At 43.9% G+C, this 22,071-nt stretch carries 22 protein-coding genes and 1 pseudogene; 16 read left to right on the forward strand and 7 right to left on the reverse strand.

The features are described from left to right. Positions 1-15 precede the first annotated feature (15 nt). The 10 genes and pseudogenes from CP943_RS06250 to CP943_RS22625 all read left to right on the forward strand — a co-directional run. Positions 16-1,773: an acyl-CoA synthetase FdrA gene (locus tag CP943_RS06250; protein ID WP_105980861.1), complete on the forward strand. Its 1,758-nt coding sequence runs from the start codon at positions 16-18 to the stop codon at positions 1,771-1,773. After that, positions 1,773-3,038 (forward strand): YlbE family protein, encoded by a 1,266-nt coding sequence (locus CP943_RS06255; RefSeq protein WP_023856588.1) that lies wholly within the window; start codon positions 1,773-1,775, stop codon positions 3,036-3,038. The genes CP943_RS06250 and CP943_RS06255 overlap by 1 nt, the downstream gene beginning before the upstream one ends. Continuing rightward, positions 3,035-3,805 carry an oxamate carbamoyltransferase subunit AllH family protein gene (locus CP943_RS06260; protein WP_075212922.1) on the forward strand — a complete coding sequence of 257 codons (771 nt, stop codon included), beginning with the start codon at positions 3,035-3,037 and terminating at the stop codon, positions 3,803-3,805. Before CP943_RS06255 ends, CP943_RS06260 begins: the two co-directional genes overlap by 4 nt. A 5-nt stretch (positions 3,806-3,810) precedes the next feature. Further along, positions 3,811-4,743 (forward strand): carbamate kinase, encoded by a 933-nt coding sequence (gene arcC / locus CP943_RS06265; RefSeq protein ID WP_020450847.1) that lies wholly within the window; start codon positions 3,811-3,813, stop codon positions 4,741-4,743. A gap of 164 nt (positions 4,744-4,907) precedes the next feature. After that, a complete protein-coding gene (locus tag CP943_RS06270) occupies positions 4,908-6,161 on the forward strand; it encodes an MFS transporter (RefSeq protein ID WP_035339036.1) in 1,254 nt (417 codons plus the stop codon). A 253-nt stretch (positions 6,162-6,414) separates the two neighbouring features. Then, a complete protein-coding gene (locus CP943_RS22620; RefSeq protein WP_234026564.1) occupies positions 6,415-6,531 on the forward strand; it encodes a DUF2690 domain-containing protein in 117 nt (38 codons plus the stop codon). A gap of 250 nt (positions 6,532-6,781) precedes the next feature. Beyond that, positions 6,782-7,879 (forward strand): Rap family tetratricopeptide repeat protein, encoded by a 1,098-nt coding sequence (locus tag CP943_RS06280; RefSeq protein ID WP_105980862.1) that lies wholly within the window; start codon positions 6,782-6,784, stop codon positions 7,877-7,879. Further along, the gene (locus CP943_RS06285; protein WP_020450851.1) at positions 7,879-7,995 is read left to right on the forward strand and encodes a hypothetical protein; all 117 of its coding nucleotides are present in this window, start codon (positions 7,879-7,881) and stop codon (positions 7,993-7,995) included. The genes CP943_RS06280 and CP943_RS06285 overlap by 1 nt, the downstream gene beginning before the upstream one ends. Positions 7,996-8,245: 250 nt before the next feature. Further along, positions 8,246-8,740 (forward strand): hypothetical protein, encoded by a 495-nt coding sequence (locus tag CP943_RS06295; protein WP_026579936.1) that lies wholly within the window; start codon positions 8,246-8,248, stop codon positions 8,738-8,740. 262 nt (positions 8,741-9,002) lie between these two features. Then, positions 9,003-9,113: pseudogene (locus CP943_RS22625) on the forward strand (hypothetical protein); the annotation flags it as partial. A 24-nt stretch (positions 9,114-9,137) separates the two neighbouring features. Here CP943_RS22625 and CP943_RS06300 read toward each other — a convergent pair. Continuing rightward, positions 9,138-10,292, reverse strand: a complete 1,155-nt coding sequence (locus CP943_RS06300) for an AbrB family transcriptional regulator (RefSeq protein WP_105980863.1) — start codon at positions 10,290-10,292, stop codon at positions 9,138-9,140. A 209-nt stretch (positions 10,293-10,501) separates the two neighbouring features. On the opposite strand from CP943_RS06300, the gene CP943_RS06305 reads away from it, so the two are divergent. Genes CP943_RS06305 through CP943_RS06315 form a run of 3 tightly spaced genes read left to right on the forward strand, consistent with a single transcriptional unit; the run spans position 10,502 to position 11,595 of the window. Further along, positions 10,502-10,735, forward strand: a complete 234-nt coding sequence (locus CP943_RS06305; RefSeq protein ID WP_020450858.1) for a spore coat associated protein CotJA — start codon at positions 10,502-10,504, stop codon at positions 10,733-10,735. A 5-nt stretch (positions 10,736-10,740) separates the two neighbouring features. Next, entirely contained in the window at positions 10,741-11,004 is a 264-nt protein-coding gene (locus CP943_RS06310) for a spore coat protein CotJB (protein WP_020450859.1), read from the forward strand. 21 nt (positions 11,005-11,025) lie between these two features. Continuing rightward, on the forward strand, positions 11,026-11,595 hold the full coding sequence (locus CP943_RS06315) for a manganese catalase family protein (protein ID WP_023856600.1): 570 nt from the start codon (positions 11,026-11,028) through the stop codon (positions 11,593-11,595). Positions 11,596-11,639: 44 nt separating this feature from the next. Here the strand turns inward: CP943_RS06315 and CP943_RS06320 are convergent, their stop codons facing one another. Both CP943_RS06320 and CP943_RS06325 read right to left on the reverse strand, forming a co-directional pair. Then, positions 11,640-13,259 (reverse strand): AMP-binding protein, encoded by a 1,620-nt coding sequence (locus tag CP943_RS06320; RefSeq protein ID WP_105980864.1) that lies wholly within the window; start codon positions 13,257-13,259, stop codon positions 11,640-11,642. Positions 13,260-13,333: 74 nt separating this feature from the next. Continuing rightward, the gene (locus CP943_RS06325; RefSeq protein ID WP_026579934.1) at positions 13,334-14,536 is read right to left on the reverse strand and encodes an MDR family MFS transporter; all 1,203 of its coding nucleotides are present in this window, start codon (positions 14,534-14,536) and stop codon (positions 13,334-13,336) included. A 115-nt stretch (positions 14,537-14,651) separates the two neighbouring features. Here CP943_RS06325 and CP943_RS06330 point away from each other — a divergent pair, with 115 nt between their 5' ends. After that, positions 14,652-16,415 carry an ABC transporter substrate-binding protein gene (locus CP943_RS06330; RefSeq protein ID WP_061576183.1) on the forward strand — a complete coding sequence of 588 codons (1,764 nt, stop codon included), beginning with the start codon at positions 14,652-14,654 and terminating at the stop codon, positions 16,413-16,415. A gap of 20 nt (positions 16,416-16,435) precedes the next feature. Here the strand turns inward: CP943_RS06330 and CP943_RS06335 are convergent, their stop codons facing one another. The 4 genes from CP943_RS06335 to CP943_RS06350 all read right to left on the reverse strand — a co-directional run bounded on the left by CP943_RS06335 (position 16,436) and on the right by CP943_RS06350 (position 20,314). Continuing rightward, positions 16,436-17,671: a cell wall-binding repeat-containing protein gene (locus CP943_RS06335; protein WP_026579932.1), complete on the reverse strand. Its 1,236-nt coding sequence runs from the start codon at positions 17,669-17,671 to the stop codon at positions 16,436-16,438. Between the two features lie 83 nt (positions 17,672-17,754). Next, positions 17,755-19,122 (reverse strand): sensor histidine kinase, encoded by a 1,368-nt coding sequence (locus CP943_RS06340; protein WP_026579931.1) that lies wholly within the window; start codon positions 19,120-19,122, stop codon positions 17,755-17,757. After that, a complete protein-coding gene (locus CP943_RS06345) occupies positions 19,119-19,760 on the reverse strand; it encodes a response regulator transcription factor (RefSeq protein ID WP_043054576.1) in 642 nt (213 codons plus the stop codon). Before CP943_RS06345 ends, CP943_RS06340 begins: the two co-directional genes overlap by 4 nt. Positions 19,761-19,873: 113 nt before the next feature. Further along, positions 19,874-20,314 carry a ferritin-like domain-containing protein gene (locus CP943_RS06350; protein WP_026579930.1) on the reverse strand — a complete coding sequence of 147 codons (441 nt, stop codon included), beginning with the start codon at positions 20,312-20,314 and terminating at the stop codon, positions 19,874-19,876. A gap of 238 nt (positions 20,315-20,552) precedes the next feature. Between CP943_RS06350 and modA the strand changes: the two genes are divergently transcribed. After that, on the forward strand, positions 20,553-21,311 hold the full coding sequence (gene modA, locus CP943_RS06355; protein WP_043054577.1) for a molybdate ABC transporter substrate-binding protein: 759 nt from the start codon (positions 20,553-20,555) through the stop codon (positions 21,309-21,311). Positions 21,312-21,319: 8 nt separating this feature from the next. Beyond that, the gene (gene modB, locus CP943_RS06360) at positions 21,320-21,976 is read left to right on the forward strand and encodes a molybdate ABC transporter permease subunit (RefSeq protein WP_003180426.1); all 657 of its coding nucleotides are present in this window, start codon (positions 21,320-21,322) and stop codon (positions 21,974-21,976) included. Positions 21,977-22,071: the final 95 nt, after the last annotated feature.

A 22,071-nucleotide genomic window follows, 5' to 3' on the forward strand; every position in this document is an offset into this window, starting at 1 on the left:
AAATGGAGGATCATTATGTTATACACAATTATAAAAGAAAACACCTATCAAGATTCTATCGTGTTAATGCTTTTATCAAACAAGTTATCTGCAATAGATGGTGTAAACAAAGTATCGATCATGATGGGAACACCAGCTAACAAAGATATTTTTAAATCTTCGGGTTTAGGCACAGATGAATTGGAAAAAGCAAATCCAAATGACATTGTTATCGTTATAGATACAAATCAAGAAGAAAAAGTAGCGGCAGTGAAAGAAGAAGTAGAAGCAGCTTTAAAAGGTGATGCCGCTTCACAAGACGCATCTAAAGGCCAAGAAGCACATAACTGGAAGCGCGCAATGGAACTTGCGAACAACCCTAATTTGGCATTGATCTCCATTCCTGGTCAGTATGCAGCAATGGAAGCGGAAAATGCATTGAATGAAGGGTTACATGTATTTGTATTCAGCGACAATGTATCTAAAGAAGATGAGGTTAAGTTGAAACAAAAGGCGCATGAAAAAGGATTATTAGTAATGGGACCAGACTGCGGGACCGGAATTATCCATGGCGTGCCACTTGCATTTACAAATATCGTGAATGAAGGAGATATTGGCGTTGTGGGTGCATCAGGTACAGGGATTCAGGAAGTGACAAGCATCATTGACCGTTATGGTAAAGGTGTAACAAACGCAATTGGTACAGGTGGTCGGGATTTATCGACAGAGGTTGGTGCTATCACGGTTTTAGATAGTATCAAAGCATTGAACCAAGATCCAAAAGTAAAAGTGATTACAGTAATTTCTAAACCGCCTGCAGAGGAAGTGCAGCAAAAAGTATTAAACGTATTAAGAAATATTGAAAAACCGGTTGTTACGTTATTTTTAGGAGATCAACCAACTTATCAGGAAGAAAATATTTATCATGCGTATACACTTGAAGAAGCAGCGGTTGTATCTGTTCAATTATCCAATGGTGACAAACCGAATTTTAAACCGACATTGGCTGAAGATGTAAATGTGTCGTTAAAAGATTCACAAGTTGGTATTAAAGGTTATTACTCAGGTGGTACTTTGGCATCTGAAGCAGCTATGTTATTGAAAGAGGCATTTAAAGAGGAAGTACTTGAAGAGAAGAAAGAAGCCTATATCCTAAAAACAAAACATCATGAAATTATTGACTTAGGCGATGATATGTATACCCAAGGGAAGCCGCACCCGATGATTGATCCTGAAAAGCGTATCGAAATGCTTGAAACATCGGGAAACGATCCTGAAACAGCAGTCATCATGATTGATAACGTTATTGGCTATGGCAGTCATGATGATATGGCAAGTGAATTAGCACCAGCCATTAAACGTATGTTAGCCAATGCACATCAGGGAGGCCGCGAACTTGCAGTTCTTGTAACAGTTGTAGGTACAACTAAAGATCCTCAAGGTTATGAAAAGCAAATTGAAACTTTAAAAGAAAGTGGTGCAATCATTTGTGAGACAAACGACCAAATGGTTCGTACCGCGATTAAACTGGCACGAGGAAAAGTGGAACAGCCAGTCCTTAATATACAAAAATTTGAACATACCCAAGAAGACTTAACAGTAGACGAAAAAATTGTGTCCTTAATTAACAAGAAGCCAAGTGTCATCAATATTGGGCTGAAAAGTTTTACAGCAGCTGTTCAGAACAGCGGATCAGAGTGTGTTCAATTTAACTGGCGTCCAATTGCTGGCGGTGATGAAAAGTTAATGAAAGTACTTCAATTTCTAAACTACTATGAAGGAGAGACAATCTAATGGGGTACAAAACAATAAATGAAGCGAACGAAGCTGTTATCCAGAAGATCATAGCAGCTGAACCATTCTTAACGGATGTTGTACCTGCCAAGTCTGTGATTCCTGAATTGGAAGATTACGTGTTATTACATGCCGGGCCTCCAATTAAATATGAAAATATGACAGATCCTATGCAAGGCTCTTGTGTTGGAGCGATTCTTTTTGAAGGATGGGCAGAAGATGAAGAGGGAGCGCGTGAACTGCTTGAAAACAATAAGATTACATTTATTCCATGTCATCATGTGAATGCAGTTGGACCAATGGGAGGCATTACATCACCTAATATGCCGGTTCTTGTTGTGGTGAACAAAGAGAGCGGCAACGAGGCGTACTGTCAAATGAACGAAGGCATCGGTGCAGTATTACGCTTCGGTGCTTATCATGAGCAGGTAATCAATCGCCTGCACTGGATGAAAGATGTGTTGGGTCCGGTGTTAAGTAAGGCATTAAGAAAAATTGATGGAGGCTTAAATGTTAATGTATTGATGGCTAAAGCTATAGCAATGGGGGATGAATTTCACCAGCGCAATATTGCAGCGTCATTGGTGTTTTTAAAAGAAGTTGCTCCAATAATTGCAGCATTAGATGATGTTGAAAACGAACAAAGAACAGAAGTGATCCAATTTTTAGCTGATACAGACCAATTTTTCTTAAACATTGCCATGGCGACAGGAAAAGCAATGATGGATGCAGCGCGTACAATCAAACATGGTACAGTCGTTACCGCAATGTGCCGAAACGGTGAAAACTTTGGCATCCGTATTGCAGGTATGGGAGATGAGTGGTTTACAGCACCTGTTCATACACCACAAGGGTTATATTTTACCGGCTACTCAGCGGAAGATGCAAACACAGATATCGGAGATTCAGCGATTACAGAAACAATCGGTGTTGGCGGTGTAGCAATGATTGCTGCCCCTGCAGTAACACGTTTTGTTGGAACAGGCGGATTTAATGATGCGCTTGAAACAAGCAATCAAATGGCTGAGATCTGTGTTGGAGAAAATCCGAACTTTGTGATTCCGACGTGGGACTTCAAAGGTGCGTGTTTAGGTATTGATGCACGTAAAGTTGTTGAAACAGGCATCACGCCGGTAATCAACACAGGCATTGCACATAAAATTGCCGGATATGGGCAAATTGGTGCTGGTACAGTTCATCCTCCAATCGAATGTTTTGAGAAAGCAATCACAGCATATGCTGAAAAACTAGGTTTTCAAGGATGATTTTACAGGCAAGTGCGATTGGTTCAATCGCACTTCAGCTATTAATTGAGGGAAAAACATTTACTGTGCACAGCATTTTTGAAAAAGGTATAAATATTGTTGATCAGAATGATGAATTGATATTTATCGGCACAAATGAAAATGGGACCTTTCCATTTGGAATTTTGCTTGGTTCACAAACGAAGCAAACATTAAAAGCAGGTCTTGAGGTGGGAGATTCATTACACGTTCGCAATAACCATCTTTCCCATAACTGCTTTAAACTCAATTTTAATGCCAAAATACTTCCGTTATATACGGATTTTAAACATGCAAACATCAATAAATTAAAAGAAAACATGAAACAGATTTCATTTAAATCGTATGAATCTACTGATTTTGAATCAGTTCATGTGTCGGACTTGATAAATAAATTACACGATCCAACTGAAAATTTGGAAGAGGAGTTTCGTTACTTTATCGGACGAGGCCAAGGTTTAACCCCAACAGGTGACGATATACTGGTCGGTATATTATATGGACATTTCATCAACTCTTTTATCGCCCAAAACCACCTCGAAACATTGGGGAATCTCATTAGAAAACCCTTAACAACCCTTGTTAGCACGCGCTTTTTAACTTGTGCTATAGAAGGTTTATTTAGTTCGAAAATTACAAGATTACAACATGATCCATCTTTGAAAAGTATGAAAAGCCTTATAAAAGTAGGTTCTTCTTCTGGGATGGATACTTTATACGGAATTTATATGGCTTTAACAAAGGAGTGAAAGAAATGGGGAAAAGAGTAGTACTGGCACTAGGAGGTAATGCAATTTTACAGCCAAAACAAGAAGCAACTTATGCCAATCAACTCAAAAATGTAATCTCTGCAACACGTCATATGATTGAAATCAAAGAGGCAGGACATAAAATTGTGATTACACATGGCAATGGTCCGCAAGTGGGGAATATTATTGCTCAAAACGAAGCTGCCAAAAATGTCGTTGAACCACTGCCAATCTATGCTTGTAATGCAGAATCACAGGGATTCATTGGTTATATGCTGGAAAAAGCTTTGAAAAACCATATGAAAGAACGGGGCATTGCTGCGAATGTAGCTACATTTCTAACCATGGTCGAAGTGGACAAGGATGACAAAGCATTTGAAAAACCAACGAAACCAATAGGAGTATTTTATTCAGAGGAAGAGGCGAAGCAATTAGAAGAGAAAGGGTTTACGATGTCAGAAGATGCAGGGCGAGGCTACAGACGAGTTGTGCCTTCCCCGGAACCGAAAGTGATCCATGGAATAGAAGAGATTCGGCGTTTAATTGATGAAACGATTGTTATCTCCTCTGGCGGCGGCGGTATACCTGTATATCGTGATGAGAGCGGTCTATTACACGGTCTTGAAGCAGTTATAGACAAAGATCGTTCAGGATTAAAGCTTGCACAACAAGTAAATGCTGACGTTTTCATGATGTTGACAGACGTACCAAATGTATTTATCAATTTTGGCAAAGAAAATGAGCAAAAACTAAGCCGAATTACAGTAGAAGAAGCTGAACAATATGTGGCAGAAGGGCAATTTCCTGCTGGCAGTATGCTGCCAAAGATCCAAGCGGCTATAGAATTTGCAAAGTCAGGTAAAGAGGCAATGATTTGTTCATTGGATCAAGCGGTAGCTGCGCTAGATGGAAAAGCGGGGACACGCATAACAAAATAAGACAATCCGTGTTGTTCATAAGGAGGATAAAAAGCCAAAATTCCTCCTTTTTTCAGATATGACCACAGACAGATTTCGAAAAGATACAATCTATGAAGTCTAAATCGAAAGTCAAAGGAAGAGTAGAAAATAAGGATCATTTAAAAGTTGAAGGAGGAAGTTTGATGACAAAAGAGACGGGATCAGTTGAAGGTAAAGGAAAACAACCACTGATTCCCTATTGGGTTAAAGTTGTTATCGTATTTTTTTTCGGTTGGGTAGCTCTTTATGCAACGCGAACAATATTAAACCCGATTATGGGGGATATTGAATCAGCGTTTTCATTAAGCAAGGCACAACTTGGCTTAATTATGAGTATATTTTTCATCGGTTATGCAGGTATGAACGTTCCTGCAGGAATATTAGGAGATAAAATTGGAAAAAAGCGAGTGTTGGTTCCGGGTGTTATTCTATTTGGATCGCTAGCAGCAGTTACAGGAATGATGCCTACATTTTTTCTATTTATCTCTGCATGGCTTATGGTTGGTATGGCTCAGGGGGTATATTATGGGCCGCAATATGGAATATCATCCGAAATGATCCCGAAGAACCGTTTAACATTAGGTAGTGCTGTAATTAATGCAGGGATGGCTTTCGGTACTTCAATTGGCTATTATATCTCCAGTTATGTTGTAGGAGAATGGGGATTCGGATGGAGAATTCCATTTTTTATTATCGGAGTGCCGGTTGTACTTATCGGTATTGCAATGGCAATTGTAATTAAAGACAAACCCAAAAATGATAAAGAGGTTAAAAGCACCGCTGAACCGTTTAAGTTTTCATCTTTATTTAATAGAAACTTAATTTTGGCTTATATTATTATTTTCTGCTCTATTTACGGATTCTTTATGATTATTACTTGGTTGCCATACTATTTAGAAACAGCACGCGGTTTAACCGGAGGAAATATCGCCTTTGTTGCATCACTTGTTCCATGGGCCGCGATTCCAGGTTCATTATTTTTTAGTTGGCTGTCAGATAAGCTAGGCCGGCGTAAACCAGTATTGCTTATGATGTTACCGTTTGGTATTTTATCAACAGCTGCAATTGTTTACTTTGATAGCTTACCAATTCTGTATATGACACTAATTGTGTATGGAATTGTAGGGAAAATTAGCGTTAATCCCGTTTTAATTGCGGTTGTAGCTAATAATGCACCAAAGCAATCATTAAGTACAGCATTTGGATTCTACAACTTTGTTGGAATGTTAGGTTCCATTTTAGCTCCGTATATTACAGGCTGGCTTACAGACGCTACAGGAAGTATGAATATAGGATTTTATTTTGCAGCAGCTCTGTTAGTCATCGCATTGATTGCAACATATTTAATAGATGAAAGTAATTTGCCCTCTGTTGATAAAGCAGCTAAAAATCATTAGTCAGTAAAAGCTTATGACTTCTTCACTGTAATTGTGATTCAAGCAGCATAACAAAGGCGACAGCCAGACTGATAGATGCAAATAATAAACAATTCGGGATCGCGGTGTAAAAATTGGGCTGCGTCTGCAAAACAGCATGGGCTAAAATGACGCTGGACAAAGCAGCGCGCTCAGGCTTGGAGGCAAATGCATATGTGAAAAGAAACAAGACGGGAAAGAACTGAGCGGCAGCTCAGCTGGAGGAAACGGAAAAGTGCTCCCGGGTCAGACATCCTGTTATACACCGATGGTTTATGTTCTCGATCCGCGTTCTTCATATGCGATGTGGAAATATTATCATTCATCAAGCGGAACCTTCGCTTATGCCTAGATAAGTTCGTATTTATATTAAAGCAATGAAAGCACCCTTTCAGCAAGGGTGCTTTTTGCTGTCTTATCAGTCCCGGTTTCTCATTTCTTGAAGAGTCATTTGACCTAATGAAGGGGCAGAAATAGCGGGGGATTCAAAAAAACTGTGCAAAATGAACTATTACTATTAATTTATATAAGGGGAAAAATATAGTATGATAAGAAATGAATAAAATACAAAAAAATTGAATATCGGCAGAAAGGAGCTCCATATGAACAAAATCGCCGCGGAAGAAGTCGCCAACATGCTCAATACATGGTACCGCGCCATTAGAAGAAGCGATGCTGAACAGTCGATCAGGCTGTTTGAACAAATCAAACCGCTGCTGGCAGACATGGAGGAAGATCAGGAAGTTTTGATCTACTATTCCCTGCTGGAACTGCGGCATAAAATTATGCTCTACGATTCGAGAGGCAAAAAGATAGAGCAGCACGACGTATCGGCCGGCGACAGTGCTGCATCACATATGACATCCTATTACTACTACCTGTTTTCAGGAGCTTATGAAGTGTATAAAAAAAATTATGAGCAGGCAATCAGCTTCTATAAAATTGCCGAGAAGAAGCTTGCTCATGTACATGATGAAATTGAAGTTGCCCAATTTCACGATAAAGTCGGAAAGCTCTACTATTACTTGGGCCAGAATATCGTCTCTTTAAACCATACCCGGCAGGCGATGGAAATTTTCAAAGGACATGGCGACCATGACATGAGCCTTGTCTCAACTTATATTACAATGGCCGGAAATTATACTGAGATGGGGAAATATACAGAGGCGGAAGAATATTTAACAGAAGCAATCCATACTGTCAGAAAAGCCGGCGACCATTTTAAAGAAATGCAGCTCCTTCATAATTTTGCCTTACTTTATGCGGCGATGGACAAATCGGACAAGAGCATTCAATTTTTGGACATCGTTTTGAATGATCATGCATATGCTGCATCGGATTATTATTTCAATGTCGTGTTTTTAATGATCAAAGAGCTGTTTAAAACCGGAGACTATGAACGCGCCGCAGCCTTTTACAAAGAAGGGAAGGAAAGGTCGCAATCTGCGGCGAATGAAATATTTGACGCTAAAATCGATCTTTTATATGCGGCTTATGCTGGATGTGGTGAACAGGCGGTTAAAGACTGCAAAGACAACATAGAAATCCTCTTTCAAGCAAAGCAATACGACAGTGCCAGAGAACTATCTCTCTTAACGGCCAATGTTTACAGATCAAAGTCTCTTTATAAAGAGGCCGCACATTTCTTTTTGGAAGCGATTAAAGCGGAAGAAAAAATGAAAAAAGTGGAGGGAATGTGATGAAAAAACTGTTCATTGTTGCTGCGATTGCTGCCGTCGTATGTTCGGGATGGTTTGCGGCAGAAACTCATTCGCCATCCGGCGACATGCAGATTGCTGAAAAGATGGTTGGTTAAAACGAATACTCGGAACAAATATTGAATATCCGCTCCTCCAGCAACGGGGCGGATTTTTCTTCGGATAAAGGTAAAGGATTGGAGGATATGAACAACACATAAGCTCTAAAATATTTAAAATTATGGCATGATAAACGCGGCTATGGCCTTGAATACATCTTCACCACTACTTATGGTGATTGAACTTGGGTCAAATTTTATAACAAAATTGTATATTTAAATTACAACAAAAAGAGAGGAATAGTCATAAATGGGTGAAAAAAATAAAGGAAAAAACTACTCTATTGAGGATCATATTTTTTCAATTTTGGTTGTTCTTCTTATGTGTGTATTTCTTATTTCTTCCCCTTTTCTGATATTCTTCGGAGTCTTTAAATTGGTGGCTTTGGCACCAGATGTGTCAATCAATACAAAAGGTACTTTTGATTCTGTGATCGTTTTATTTAAGTTTTTTGTTCTCACTGTGGTAGTTGTAGGGATTGTAGACGTAGTCTTTTCTCAGATTTTATTGAAAAAAAGGAGATTTCTCAATTTTATTATTGAAGCTTTGTTGATGTTTTGTGTTTTTTATCTATATGTATTGATTTATTCAATGAATTCTCAGGAGATTGTTATACGGAATCATGGTGTATTCTTAGTATCTTTATTTTTGTTTATTTTGTATTTGCTAATAAATGTAGCATATATCGTTTCACGACGGCTATATAAGGCAACTATGAAAAACATACAGAAAAAAAACAACTAATAGAGCAGGCTGCTGTCTGCTCTATTAAAATTTCAATTGCCAATAGTTCCATGTCTTATTTTGAATCCATAAATTGAATAGACTATTAATCCAATTAATAATTTTTTCCTTTGGGTTTGGTGGGTTTGAGGCTATGTCAAGGATGTTAGAATCTAAGTTAATCTATGTGTTCAACCTCTGATGTTTTGGGAAGTAATGTCTGATGAGGCAAGGATTCAGATAAGCAGCTTTAGGAACAGCAGCCGCATCTAGAGAAGTCCTAGCTGCATTGCTTGATCCGCATACGGCTGCGGAATTATCGATGGATGATATTGTAAGCATGTGCGATGAATTGATCGAAGCACACGGCGACTGGCTGCCGGAATTTGAATAAAAAAATAAAGCCCGAGCGAAGGGATCAGCCTTCAGCTCGGACTTTTTTCATGCGGGGGTGTGAATATTTTTCCGACTTTTGATGAAGCAATCGGAAGAATGGAGGAAGCATCGCGATCACGAGCACCACCCGCAACACTTGGACGGCGACGACGAACGTAGAGTCGGCGTGAAGCGTGACAGATGTTGTCGCCATTTCCGCGATTCCCCCCGGAGCAAACGCCAATATGGCCGTTGTCAGGGAAATGCCTGCCGCTTTAGCGGTGACGGCGGCGCTTAAAATCATTGCAATGATCAGTCCGACGGAGCTGGCAAGTGCGACGATCAGCGTTTTTCTGACGCCGATAAACATTTCTTTGCTGATTTTTGAACCGATCGTCGCGCCGAGACAAATTTGCGACAGCACTGAAAAGCCGTGGGGCCACCAGGCTGTTGCGCTGAGCCCGGTCATTGAAGCGCCTGCGATTTGCAGAACGGCCGCACCGGTCATGCTTCCGAGCAGCCATGGCGCCGGAAACCGCAGTGCTTTCATCGCTTTGCATACCCCGAATCCGCCCAGCATGATCAGCGCAGTCCATGCGATATGAGGCGCTTCAAAAGCCGATGTTCCCGCGGCGATCACTTGGCTGCCGGCAGCATGGGCGTCAGGCTGCTTCGCATTTATCAAAAAAACGAAAAAAGGAATGGTCATGACGACCAGAAGCACACGTATCATCTGCACGAGACTGACGATTGCCGTGTTCGCTCCCACTTCCTGAGCGATGCCCGGCATCGCGGAAAGCCCGCCGGGGGCCGTTCCCACAAAACTCGTCAGCATATCGGTCTTGCTGAACCTCCATAAGACAAAGCCCGACAGCATGGCGAACACGACGGAAAGGAGGAGCATGACGCCGACAATCAGCCAATTTTCCTTAAAAATCGAAATCACGGACATATTGATTTTCTGGCCGAGCTCAATTCCCAATAGCATTTGGCCGAACTGAAGCCAGCCATGATGGATGCCGTTTTGTCTGACAGCAGCCTTTAACGGTGACGGGCGAAACAGCGACAGACAAGCGGCTGCTGTCATTGTGCCGACCATCCAGCCGATCGTCATGCCGGTCAAAGAGAGAAGAAATCCCCCAAAACTGCTGATTAATATCAATAATATATCCCGAAGGAAATCTCTTTTTTCCCTCAAATGAAAAACCTTCTTCCTGATTACTGCAATCATTTTGTTCACTAAGTAAAGTATTTCTATATATCACTATATAATAATTTTAGTGATTGGTAAAATACGAATTTATTTAAAAGATTAATAAGAAAAACTGATCGTTCATTTTTGAACATAACAGATGGAACATATGAATACATTAAATTAGATTCGATCACAAATAGAGGTGAACCGATATGAAACATTCCAAGGAATCATTCACCAAAGTCAAATCGTATCGTCCGTTTCACAGCGCTTTTGATCCGTGTCCTCCGATCGGTAAAAGATATTACAGAACCCCTCCAAATCTATATCTAGGTTTTCAGCCCCGCGGCCTTCCGCAGTTTTCCCCGATGGAGGCGCTGCAAAAAGGGACGCTTTGGCCCGTATTTTACGATCATTATGAAAATCCGTATGAAGATGGGAGGTAAGGGGGGTGACGAACTCTTTACCGCAAGACTATTATCAAAGGCTCCATGAAATTCAGGCCGTCGATTTTGTCATCGTTGAGCTGATGCTTTACCTTGATACACATCCCGATGATACCGACGCCATCAGACAATACAACCAGTATGCCGGATATTCAAGAAAACTGAAAGCGAAGTTTGAATCAAAATACGGCCCTTTGACGCAAGGGAGCCCGGATCAGACGGAATCCTATTGGAGCTGGAAAAAAAGTCCCTGGCCGTGGCAAGTTTAATAGAGGAAGGGAGTCAGGTTCATGTGGCTTTATGAGAAAAAACTGCAGTATCCTGTTAGGGTGAGAGAATGCAATCCGAGACTTGCCAAATTTTTGATTGAGCAATACGGCGGAGCGGACGGCGAATTGGCTGCGGCGCTTCGCTATTTGAACCAGCGCTACAGCATTCCTGACAAAGTCGTCGGACTGCTGACGGACATCGGTACGGAAGAGTTTGCTCACCTTGAAATGATTGCGACGATGGTATATAAATTAACAAAAGACGCGACACCCGAACAGATGAAGGAAGCCGGGCTCGGCGATCATTATGCAGACCATGACAAAGCCCTGTTTTACCATAACGCTGCCGGCGTTCCGTTCACCGCTACATACATCCAGGCAAAAGGCGATCCGATTGCCGATTTATATGAAGATATAGCGGCTGAAGAAAAAGCGAGGGCTACGTATCAATGGCTGATTGACATGTCGGATGATCCGGATTTAAATGACGGGCTGGCATTTTTACGGGAAAGGGAAATCGTTCATTCACAGCGCTTCCGCGAAGCTGTCGAAATTTTGAAGGAAGAGCGCGACAGTAAAAAAGTATTTTAAACAGCAAAAAGCCGAAAATACGATTGGTATTTTCGGCTTGTTGTTTACTGCACAGGGCTCGCAAGCAGCTCTTCTGCGCGGTCGCGAAGCACATACTTTTGGACTTTTCCGGAAGCGGTCAGCGGGTATTCGTCGATCAGAAATACGTACTCCGGAATTTTGTAATATGAAAGCTGTCCTTTGCAAAAATCTCTGACATCTTCAAGCGTCAGCTTTTTGCCCGGTTTGCATTTAATAAAGGCCGCCGTTTTTTCCCCGTATTTTTCATCAGGAACGCCGACAACCTGTACATCGACAATATCCTCATGTTCATAAAGGAATTCCTCTATTTCACGCGGGTATATGTTTTCACCGCCGCGGACGATCATATCTTTTAAGCGGCCGGTAATCCTCACGTATCCGCCCCGGTCCATTTCGGCCAAATCGCCGGTATGGAGCCAGCCGTCTTCATCAATGGCCTTTTTGGTGGCTTCGTCCATTTTATAGTATCCCTTCATGACGAGGTATCCTCTTGTGCACAGTTCGCCTTGCTCGTCCGGGCCGAGCGTTTCCCCCGTGTCAGGATCCACAATTTTCATTTCTACATGCGGATGCACTTTACCGACGGTTTCAACGCGGCGTTCGATCGTGTCGGTGACCGTTGTCTGCGTAATCACGGGTGAAGACTCCGTTTGTCCGTATGCGATTGTGATATCCGTCATATTCATTTGCTTCATCACTTTTTTCATCACTTCTTTAGGACACGGGGAGCCTGCCATGATCCCGGTCCGCAATGAAGATAGGTCATAGTTTGCAAAATCGGGGTGGGTGAGCTCGGCGATAAACATTGTCGGCACACCCTGCAGTCCTGTACATCGCTCTTTTTCGACCGTTTGCAGGACGATGTCCGGTTTGAATTCGATGATCGGCAGCATGGCCGCGCCTGACGCGACACAGGCAAGCGTGCTTAGCACACAGCCGAAGCAGTGAAACAGAGGAACCGGAATGCACAGCCTGTCTTCGCTCGTCAGCCCCATTCTGTCGGCAACGATCGCCGCATTATTGACGATATTGTAGTGAGTCAGCATCACACCTTTTGGAAAGCCTGTTGTTCCCGACGTATACTGCATATTGATCACATCATCGTGTGTGAGTGATTGCTCTCTTTCGAAAAGGTCGGCATCAGAGACCGTTTCGCCCAGTTTGGCGATGTCGGCAAAAGCCGTCATATGTTCAGGGACTTTATTCTTGCCAAGGTAGACGAGATTTTTCAGCTTCGGCAGCTTTTCCGGATTTTTCATGATCTCGTCGACCATATCGATATAGGATGTCCCTTTGTAGCCGTCCATTAGAAAGAGGGTGGTGGAATCGGAATGTTCCAATAAGTACTCAAGTTCTCTCGCCTGATAGCTTGTATTGACGGTGACGAGCACAGCGCCGATTCTTGCCGTCGCAAACTGGAGCAGAATCCATTCCGGTATATTGGATGCCCAGATGGCGACATGCTCTCCTTTTTGAATGCCGAGCGCGAGCAGCCCTTTTGCAATTTTAGAGGTTTCTTCAACAAGCTCCTGATACGAATATCTTAAATCGAGCTCAGAATATACAACCGCTTCATGATTCGGAAACCGGCCGGCGGTTGATTTTAAAAGCCCGCCGATCGTTTGTTTTTTTAATGTAATCATAATGCCTCCTTGCCTCCCGAATAAAAACTGTTTCTATTATAGCACTTTGTTCTAGTACCAGGTACTATAAAGAATTAGTTTTTTCTTAGCCGGGAAGATAATGTTAATACTGTTCGGTATTGTGCAATTCCGCCGGCAGCCACGATTCCTGCAATAGCAAGAAATAGCGCTGCCCCGCCGAACTTGATGAACATCATCCCGCCTAAAAAAGGACCGATTGTCCGGGAAATATCCCAATGCAGGCCGAAAAATGCAAAATATCTGCCCCGCATATGATCGGGAGCAAGGCGCGAGACAAAGGTTTGCATGTGATTCAGCAGCATGCTTTCTGCCGCCGTAAATAAAACGGCAGTCGAGAGCAGCCAAAAGATCGATGATGAAAAAGCGAAACCAATTGCTGCCACAGCGTAGCATACATATGATATGGAAACGACCGTTTGGATGTTCAGTCCTTCCGTCCATTTGACAAGCGGAATTTGCATCGTAATGCTAAGAAGGGCGCGGCACACTGTATAAACAGTCAAGATGAATAGGAAATCTTCAAAAAGAGTTTCGAGATAAAGGCGGTAGTTTGACTCCAGTTGAGCATAGAACAGGCTGACGGGGACCGACAAGAACATCAAGGACAGAACCGGACGGTGCTGAAAAAATACCTTTTTTGCGGAAAGAAGTTTTTCCCTCTCCAAAATCTCCTTTTGCCTTTTTGACCGCCATACCTCGGGCATTTTAAAATAAACAACAAGCCAATAGAGAAAAAACGCACATGCCTGAAAGCCGAACATCAGGCTTGGCTGATAGGAATAGACTGCAAGTCCGGCGGCCGGACCGACCGCTGCGCCCAACCCTTCAATGGCATGAAGGACAGCGAACGCTTCAGAGCGACGCCCGCTTTCGGTGCTGTCCGTTATTTGGGCCCGCTGCGCAGGGATGTACAAAGCTCCCCCGATGCCGTTCAGCACATAAAAAAGAGCGAACAGCCAAATGTGATCTGCCATCATAAAACCGGCGGCAGAAACAGTCTGAAAGGCGAGCGCCGTCAGGATCACCTTCCGTCTTCCGATCCGATCCGTCAGTCCTCCTGCGACAAGCGTCACCGCGACCTCGGTCAGCGGTCTTGCTCCGATGACGAGCATCACCGGCAATATGCCAGTTCCAAGCACATCATACAGATAAAAAAGGAGGAAAGGGGCCAGCATGGCTCCCGTTATTCCGGTCAGGAACTCTCCGAAGAAGCAAATCAGCACGGGAGAACCGTACCTTTGTTTTAAACGGTTCATTTCATATCCTCCTTCAACATAGCAGTGCAATTAGTGTAAAATGGAAAATCATCAGTAAAAAGGACAGAAAACCAGGGGAGAAATTTCCCCTTTTATAAAGAGGGGGATAACGGAGATGAAATCGATCGAACATTACATGGAACTTACCGCGGGAATTAAATGCGAAAGCGAAGGGGAGGCAGAAGAGATTTCAGTCAGTGAAATCGCGGATATTCTGTATTGCACACCGAGGAACGCAAAACTGATTTTAGCGAAACTTGAAGGTTTGCAGTGGATTGCTTGGAAAAGGGGAAGGGGGAGAGGAAACAAATCAGAAATCCGCTTTTTAAAAGAACCTTGTGAACTGCTGCTTGAAACGGCGAAAAATGATACGAAAGAAGGTAAAATCGACCGGGCGAGACACCTTCTCGAAGCATATCAGCATTCGTGTCCGGACGCATTGCCGTCATATAAAGAGTGGCTTGAGCGCGTTTTCGGCTTTCAGACCGAATCGGAGGGCAGCAAGCAAAAAGATGTGCTGAGGCTCATGACCGCGATGGAGCCAGAGCATTTTAAGCGTCTTGATCCGTGCCGTATTTATCTGCGTTCAGAGAGCCATGTCGTTAAGCAGGTATGTGATACATTGATCCGTTTTAATGAAAAGGAAGGAGGTTTTATGCCGCATCTTGCCCACCACTGGGAATGTGACGCCGACCAAAAAACGTGGACGTTCTATTTGAGGAAAGGGATCTATTTCCATGATGGCACAACATTGACAGCTGAGGATGTTAAATACTCGTTTGAGCGTTTTATGCTGGATGATGAAAATAAATGCAAATGGCTCGTAGAGGATATCGGAAATGTTGCGGTCAGGGATAAATATAGTTTTGATATTTGTTTAAAGGCAAAAAACTCGCTGTTTTTGCATCATCTTTGCGATGAAAGGCTGTCTATTTTAAACCGCCATCAGAATGACGGACTGTTGATCGGGACGGGTCCTTTCAGACTTGTCCGCCGGGATGACCGGATTCTCGGGCTTGAAGCGCATGAGCGATATTTTCAAGGACGGGCTTTTTTAGACCGGATCGAACTATGGTATATGGATGGCAATTTTTCTCTTGTCGACTACGGTTTTTATATGGAAAAAGAAGAACAAAGTCAGGTTTTCGATGAATGGCACGAGGAAAGGAATGTTCAGTACATCTCGGTGAATGCAAACAAATCGGGGCCTCTCAAGCATAAGGCGTTCAGGAAGGCTTTGCGGCAAATCATTTCCCCTTCACATATGGTCAGTGAATTAGCCGGACAACGGACGGCTCCGGCGGGAGGCTTTCTAAACCGGGATCTTCCGCCTGAATCCGGGGACGACGACATCGGCAAGCTGCTTATGGAAGGCCATTACAAAGGCGATCCGCTTCGGCTTTATACGTTTTCCGAACCGGATCACCGGGAGGATGCGTCATGGATCCAAAAGAGGTGCAGGCGGTACGGCATCGCACTAGAGGTTTGTTATATGAAAGCGGATGAGCTCATGAAGGAAGAAGTGATCGCAAAAGCCGATTTGATTCACGACAGTGCGACATTCGGACGTTCGGAAGAAATGAGCTGGCTGCACCTCCTTTTAACGGAAAACAGCTTTTTACACGTCCATATGCCGGGGGAATGGCAGAGGAAGTCCGCCTTGATGAGGGATCAGCTTCGTTTCATTGATGAGCATTCCAAGCGGATCAGCCTTCTGTGTGAGGCGGACCGCGCCTTGGCAGAAGAGGTGTACACGATTCCGCTATATCAAAACAATATTCGCGTTAAAGCGGGGGAAGCCATTCAAGGCATTGTGCTTAACGAAGAAGGATGGATTGATTTTTACGGCATCTGGTACAAAAAAGAGGCTCTTCTGTAAGAGCCCCTCCATTGTGTTTCTTAATGACCGGAATGTCCTCCATCCGCTGACTTAATTTCCAATATGTCATCAAGAACGCCTTGCGTTCGAAATGAAATCTCATTTTCTGATCCGAGAATGAATGCATGGTTATAAGGGCCGTCCTGCGGTCTGTCCCGAAAAGAAGGCTCGATCTCGGATAAATAGCTGTACATCGTACTGTCTGCCTGTCCATTTTTGAGTAAAAGCAGAGGAGCGTGTTTTCCCAAATGGGAAAATGGCGCTCCGGCAAGCGCCAGCTCGGGCGCGGCCGTTGATGCGAAGGACAGTCCGTGTCCCGGATCTGTGATTCCCCACCCAAAACCGGTGTTTTTATCGCTGAATTTCGCAAACGCAATCGAATTTGCGACAGGCGTATCTCCGGAAATTCTTTTGACTGTTCCATATTCCTTTAATGCATCCTCCGTTTTTTCTGAAACGGCTTTTTTAGGGCCGAGAATATAGATGTTTGCTTTGCCGTCCCTTTTCTTTAATGCTGCGGCCGTCTCTTCGGGAATGCCTTTTTTGTTCACGTACAGGATCGGCTCAGGCATGTGGGCGATCCAGTTTACAGCCGGGAGCGAATAAAGTTCCGCATCTTCCTCGGATGATCCGATGATAACGCTTTTCGGATACTCATCGGCTGCATCCGCGTATTCTTTGTCAATCTCTTTTGCCAGATCAGCCTCGTTCTTCCCTTTCAGCTCTTTTATTTTAAAAGAGTTCAAAGCTTGAAGTGAATCGAATTCTCCGACAGCCATGATTTGCGTTCCGTCTGAAGTGCCCGTCGGGTTCAAGCGCTTGATTTCATTCTGAATCTGCCCGGAGATTTTCCCTTTTTCCGCGATTAAAACAGGTCCGTTATTCGGGTGATGGATCAGATCAGCTGATGCAAGAGCTGCCTGCCATGATCCGCCCGAAACTAAAATCACTGCGCCCGGCCTGTTTTGTTTATGAGTGGCCGGCCATATCGTTTGAGAGGTTTTGATGCTCATTTCTTCCGGTGTATTCGCGTCAAGTCTTGTCGTGTTCTTTGTGTTTTTCACCAGAAGCCCTTCTTCCGCCCGCTTATTGAAATCATTCGGAAGAGAAACGGCGTCTTTTTCTTTCATCTCCGAATGATTCTTTGTATGATGCTCCTTATGTCCGTCCGTGTTTCCCGAGCCGGAATTTTGGCATGCTGCGAGCGGAAGCGCGAAAACAAGCATGACAAAAAGTAAACCGGATTTCAATTTCATGGTGTTTTCCTCCTTTTTGGTCCAGATTACTGAGTAGTATACCCGGGAAATGTGCAAAACTGGTGCAGACATCTCGACATTTGTTACATATTAGAAGGCAGCGTGATGATAAATTCGCTTCCTTTCGGGGTTCTGTTTTTTACTGCAATCTGACCGCCGTGAAGCTCGACGATTTCTTTCGCGATGGCCAGGCCCAGCCCGGTACCGCCGGTTTGTCTCGATCTCGACTTATCGACCCGGTAAAAGCGCTCAAAAATATAATCCAGTTCTTCTTCCGGAATGCCGTAGCCTTCGTCCGCTATCGTAATCTTGACCTGATCCTCTGCTTTTGTTGCGGTGACGGACGCTATTGAAACAGGATCGGAGTATTGGCGGGCGTTGTTCAGCAAATTTGAGATCACTTGTGAAAAACGGACTTCATCGACTGAGACATAAAGATCCGCCGGGATGTCGAACGAAAGGCTGATTCGTTTTTCCGAAAAAGCGACCGCCGCTTTCTGAACTTCTTTTTTTATGAATGTGTGCAGGTGAACCTGTTTCTTACTGATTTGAAATCCAGGCTGTTTCAGTTTTGTCAGCAAAAATAGATCGTCAACAAGGGTGTTTAAATTGTCCGCTTCCTCTTTTATGATCGACAAGTACTGATTTCTGGCTTGTGGATCGAGTTTATCTCTCATCGCGACATCTGTGTAGCCTTTTATATATGTGATCGGAGTCCGCAGCTCATGAGCGACGCTTGACAGAAAATCGTTTCGTTCTTTTTGAAGCCTGCTGAGATTTGAAGAAAGGCTTTCGATTGATGCGGCGAGCTCGCCGAGTTCATCGTTCCGTTTGATATCAAGCGGAATCGAAGCTTGACCGTTTTTGATACTTTCGGTTGCTTCCTTCAGTTTAATAATCGGCTTCGCTAATACACGGCTGAACCAAAGAATAGCTGCGGCAGTTAAGACGCCGGTTAAGCCAAAGCTGAGGAAAAACCGCTTCGTAATGTTTGCCACCAAGGCTTTTATCGAGGAGGTCTCCAAATACATGAAGACGTAGCCGGCCGTTTCCCGTCCGTTCATGATCGGACTGATCGTACAAATATACTTTGATGTATTCCAATGGGACGATAAAGCGGTCCCTTTCCTCGGGATGTGTTTTTCTTCGAAATGAAGGTGTTCCGTCATGTCTCCCCGGGCAGACTGCGCCAATACGCGTCTATTTTGGTCCGTTATGATTACGTTTGTCCGGGCTTCGGTTTCCATCAGGGTGACGTGGTCTATCGTCCTTTTGTCAAAATGTTTTTCGAGGACGTCTCTGTGGCTGTTGCCCCTTAGTTGGAGCGCGCGGATTTCTTCGTTTATTCTTGTGTTGATAATCGTTGTATACAGCGCCGCAAAAAGGATGGTTTCGATGAAAAGGATTAAAATGAAAAATGAACCTGCGAGCTTAAATGAAATCTTTTTCATGCTCCGGTTCCTTTGCTTGTCCATTTGTAGCCGACGCCGTAGACGGTCCGGAGATGATCTTCAACCGGAAAGCCAGCTTTTTTCAATCGGTTTCGCAAATTTCTCATGTGTGAATCGATGGTGCGGGGCTCGATATCAGAGTTGAACCCCCAGATGTTCTCAATCAATTGGTCTCTCGAAAGCGCTTGATCCGTGTGGTTTAAGAGCGTCCCGAGCAGATCGAATTCACTTGGCGTAATGCCGATTTCCCGTTGATTGACATGCAGGGTATGATGCTGTTTATTCCAGATTAAACCGCGGAACCGGATTTCATGAAACCGACGGGTCCTGCGCAGGACAGCTTCTATTCTGGCAAGCAGCACTTTTTCGCTGAACGGTTTTGTTAAATAATCGTCTGCGCCGCAATTCAATCCGCGCACAATGTCATCCTGCCCGTTTTTGGCGGTGAGCATGATAATCGGAACGCTTGTCAATCTGCGGATCTCTTGGCACACCATCCATCCGTCCATCTCAGGCATCATAATATCGAGAATAACAAGATCAAAATTGTTCATTTTTATTAAATCCAGGGCTTCTTTTCCGGTGGCGGCTTTTGTGCACGAATAATGTTCTAAATAAAGCTCCAGCAGATCGAGCATCCGGATTTCATCATCGACAAGCAGCACGTTCAATGTTTTAGCACCTCTTTAGTCAAAATAAAAGTCCGCTATTTTAAAAATATACCCTATAAGGGTATATTGATCAAGGCGGATCATCTCTTTGTTAAGAAGTATAAAAACCAGACTGCATGGTTTTGTTCGTCAGCTGCCGCCCGCTTGAACGCCTCCCGTATCGTCCGGTCTTTCACATAGTCTGCGATGTCCAAATAAAAATCAACCGTTTCCTGTTCGTCTTTAAATGCGAACTCCAGCGCGTTTCGATACTGTTCTGGACAAGGCTCAGTTATGGAAATGTCAGGCTTTCGGCCGGTAAGAGACGTATAAAATGTTAGGAACGCATTAAAGTGGCGAATTTCATCTTGTCTGATTTCTAAAATCCGCTTTTTTGTTTCGGAATCCGGTGCCTTTTGGGCGATTTTTTGATAGCAGACGACCGCGCTGTGCTCTCCGTTTACCGCTTTTTCAAGATCCTTGATCAGCTTGTCGTTTTGCCTAGCGGGATAGGCGGGAAGATACGGCTGAACATACCACATCTTTTTCACCTCAACACTTTATATTTGACGTCCTGTCATTATATGTATGTGCTTGCATGCATGTGCCTATGGAAGGTTGAGCCTCGAACATGTGTCAAAATGATGTGCGGTGAGCACAATCTATTTTAAAAAAATGAAGTTTGACGTAAAATGGTTGTTAGTGCCGAATTAATGACATACATATCAAAATGGAGTGAGACTATTGAAAAAGGTAATATTGACGGCCGTGGCTTTATTGATGTCGGTTGTTTTGTTCGCCGGCTGCCAGGCGGAAAAAGGGGGATCAGCCAAGGGGAAGTCTGAAAAAGTTCAAATTACGGTTTCCGCGGCTGCGAGTCTCAAAGATGTATTAGCGGAACTTTCCTCCGTATATGAGAAAGATCATCCGAATGTCTCCATAAAGTTTAATTTTGGTTCATCGGGTGCATTGCAGCAGCAGATCGAACAGGGCGCTCCGGCTGACTTGTTTTTTTCTGCCGCCGAGGACAAATTTAATAGAGTAGTTAATCAGGGGTTAATTGACAAAAAAGACTCTGTCAAGCTGGTCGAAAACAGTCTGGTGCTGATCGTTCCGAAAGGGAAAAATCAGCATGTCAACAGCTTCAAAGATTTGGCGGAGGGCAAAATCGAAAAACTTGCGGTCGGCAAACCCGAATCAGTGCCAGCCGGAAAATACGCAAAAGAAACGTTGACGAACCTTGACGTATGGTCTAAAGTGCAATCTAAAATCGTCTACTGCAAAGATGTAAGGCAGGTCCTTTCTTATATCGAAACAGGCAACGCGGATGCCGGAATCGTTTACCGGACGGACGCCCTTTCATCAGATCAGGTCGAGACTGTCGAGACGGCGAAAAGCGATCTGCATACACCGATTGTCTACCCGCTCGGAATTGTAAAAAATACAAAGCACAGGGAACAGTCTGAGGAATTTTATCAATTCCTGCAAAGCGACCAAGCCGTTAAGGCAATGGAAAAGTACGGATTTAAGAAGGGCTGACCGCCGTTATGCTTGAGGAATTCTTTTCCCCGATTGAAATTTCAATTCAAGTATCAGTCGCAGCGGGCATCATCGCAGTTTTGCTTGGAACTGCTGCGGCGAGGCTCCTGGCGAACAGAAACTTTAAAGGCAAGTCCGTTATCGAGACGGTAATGATGCTGCCGCTCGTTCTGCCGCCGACCGTTGTCGGATTCTTTTTAATCGTGATCTTCGGAAGGCAGAGCGTGATCGGACGCTTGATAGAAAACGTATTTCAAGCACCGGTTATTTTTACCTGGTGGGCAGCCGTGATCGCCGCTGCGGTTGTCGCGTTCCCGTTAATGTATCAGTCAGCAAAATCAGGATTTTCGGCTGTCGACCGCGATATCGAGGATGCCGCGAGGGTTGATGGAGCAAGCGAGTGGAGGGTGTTCCTCTTTGTCACCGTTCCCCTCGCATCAAATGGAATCATGACGGGGATTGTGCTCAGCTTTGCGAGGGCGCTTGGCGAGTTTGGCGCAACGCTGATGTTTGCGGGTATCATCCCGGGGGTGACGCAGACGGTGCCTACGGCGATATACTTGGCGATCGATTCGGGAAATATGACGCTGGCATGGATGTGGGTCGCCTCTATCGCGATCATCTCGTTTTTGATGCTGTTTTTTGTGCAGTTCAAGCAAAAATAGCCGTATGGGGTGCAAGTGCTCATACGGTTTTTTCCCAGTTTTGGAGAATGGTTATTTTGCAGATGTTTCGATAGAATAAAGAGTAAGAAACAGAA

Source organism: Bacillus paralicheniformis (assembly GCF_002993925.1).
In the GTDB taxonomy this organism is placed as follows: Bacteria; Bacillota; Bacilli; order Bacillales; family Bacillaceae; genus Bacillus; species Bacillus paralicheniformis.

What these genes read in the sequence shown, in the direction of transcription:
- CP943_RS06250 (WP_105980861.1), top strand. Translation starts at nt 16, where the DNA reads ATGTTATACACAATTATAAAAGAAAACACCTATCAAGATTCTATCGTG.
- CP943_RS06255 (WP_023856588.1), top strand. Translation starts at nt 1,773, where the DNA reads ATGGGGTACAAAACAATAAATGAAGCGAACGAAGCTGTTATCCAGAAG.
- CP943_RS06260 (WP_075212922.1), top strand. Translation starts at nt 3,035, where the DNA reads ATGATTTTACAGGCAAGTGCGATTGGTTCAATCGCACTTCAGCTATTA.
- arcC (WP_020450847.1), top strand. Translation starts at nt 3,811, where the DNA reads ATGGGGAAAAGAGTAGTACTGGCACTAGGAGGTAATGCAATTTTACAG.
- CP943_RS06270 (WP_035339036.1), top strand. Translation starts at nt 4,908, where the DNA reads ATGACAAAAGAGACGGGATCAGTTGAAGGTAAAGGAAAACAACCACTG.
- CP943_RS06280 (WP_105980862.1), top strand. Translation starts at nt 6,782, where the DNA reads ATGAACAAAATCGCCGCGGAAGAAGTCGCCAACATGCTCAATACATGG.
- CP943_RS06285 (WP_020450851.1), top strand. Translation starts at nt 7,879, where the DNA reads ATGAAAAAACTGTTCATTGTTGCTGCGATTGCTGCCGTCGTATGTTCG.
- CP943_RS06295 (WP_026579936.1), top strand. Translation starts at nt 8,246, where the DNA reads ATGGGTGAAAAAAATAAAGGAAAAAACTACTCTATTGAGGATCATATT.
- CP943_RS06305 (WP_020450858.1), top strand. Translation starts at nt 10,502, where the DNA reads ATGAAACATTCCAAGGAATCATTCACCAAAGTCAAATCGTATCGTCCG.
- CP943_RS06315 (WP_023856600.1), top strand. Translation starts at nt 11,026, where the DNA reads ATGTGGCTTTATGAGAAAAAACTGCAGTATCCTGTTAGGGTGAGAGAA.
- CP943_RS06320 (WP_105980864.1), bottom strand. Translation starts at nt 13,259, where the DNA reads ATGATTACATTAAAAAAACAAACGATCGGCGGGCTTTTAAAATCAACC.
- CP943_RS06325 (WP_026579934.1), bottom strand. Translation starts at nt 14,536, where the DNA reads ATGAACCGTTTAAAACAAAGGTACGGTTCTCCCGTGCTGATTTGCTTC.
- CP943_RS06330 (WP_061576183.1), top strand. Translation starts at nt 14,652, where the DNA reads ATGAAATCGATCGAACATTACATGGAACTTACCGCGGGAATTAAATGC.
- CP943_RS06335 (WP_026579932.1), bottom strand. Translation starts at nt 17,671, where the DNA reads ATGAAATTGAAATCCGGTTTACTTTTTGTCATGCTTGTTTTCGCGCTT.
- CP943_RS06340 (WP_026579931.1), bottom strand. Translation starts at nt 19,122, where the DNA reads ATGAAAAAGATTTCATTTAAGCTCGCAGGTTCATTTTTCATTTTAATC.
- CP943_RS06345 (WP_043054576.1), bottom strand. Translation starts at nt 19,760, where the DNA reads ATGCTCGATCTGCTGGAGCTTTATTTAGAACATTATTCGTGCACAAAA.
- CP943_RS06350 (WP_026579930.1), bottom strand. Translation starts at nt 20,314, where the DNA reads ATGTGGTATGTTCAGCCGTATCTTCCCGCCTATCCCGCTAGGCAAAAC.
- modA (WP_043054577.1), top strand. Translation starts at nt 20,553, where the DNA reads ATGTCGGTTGTTTTGTTCGCCGGCTGCCAGGCGGAAAAAGGGGGATCA.
- modB (WP_003180426.1), top strand. Translation starts at nt 21,320, where the DNA reads ATGCTTGAGGAATTCTTTTCCCCGATTGAAATTTCAATTCAAGTATCA.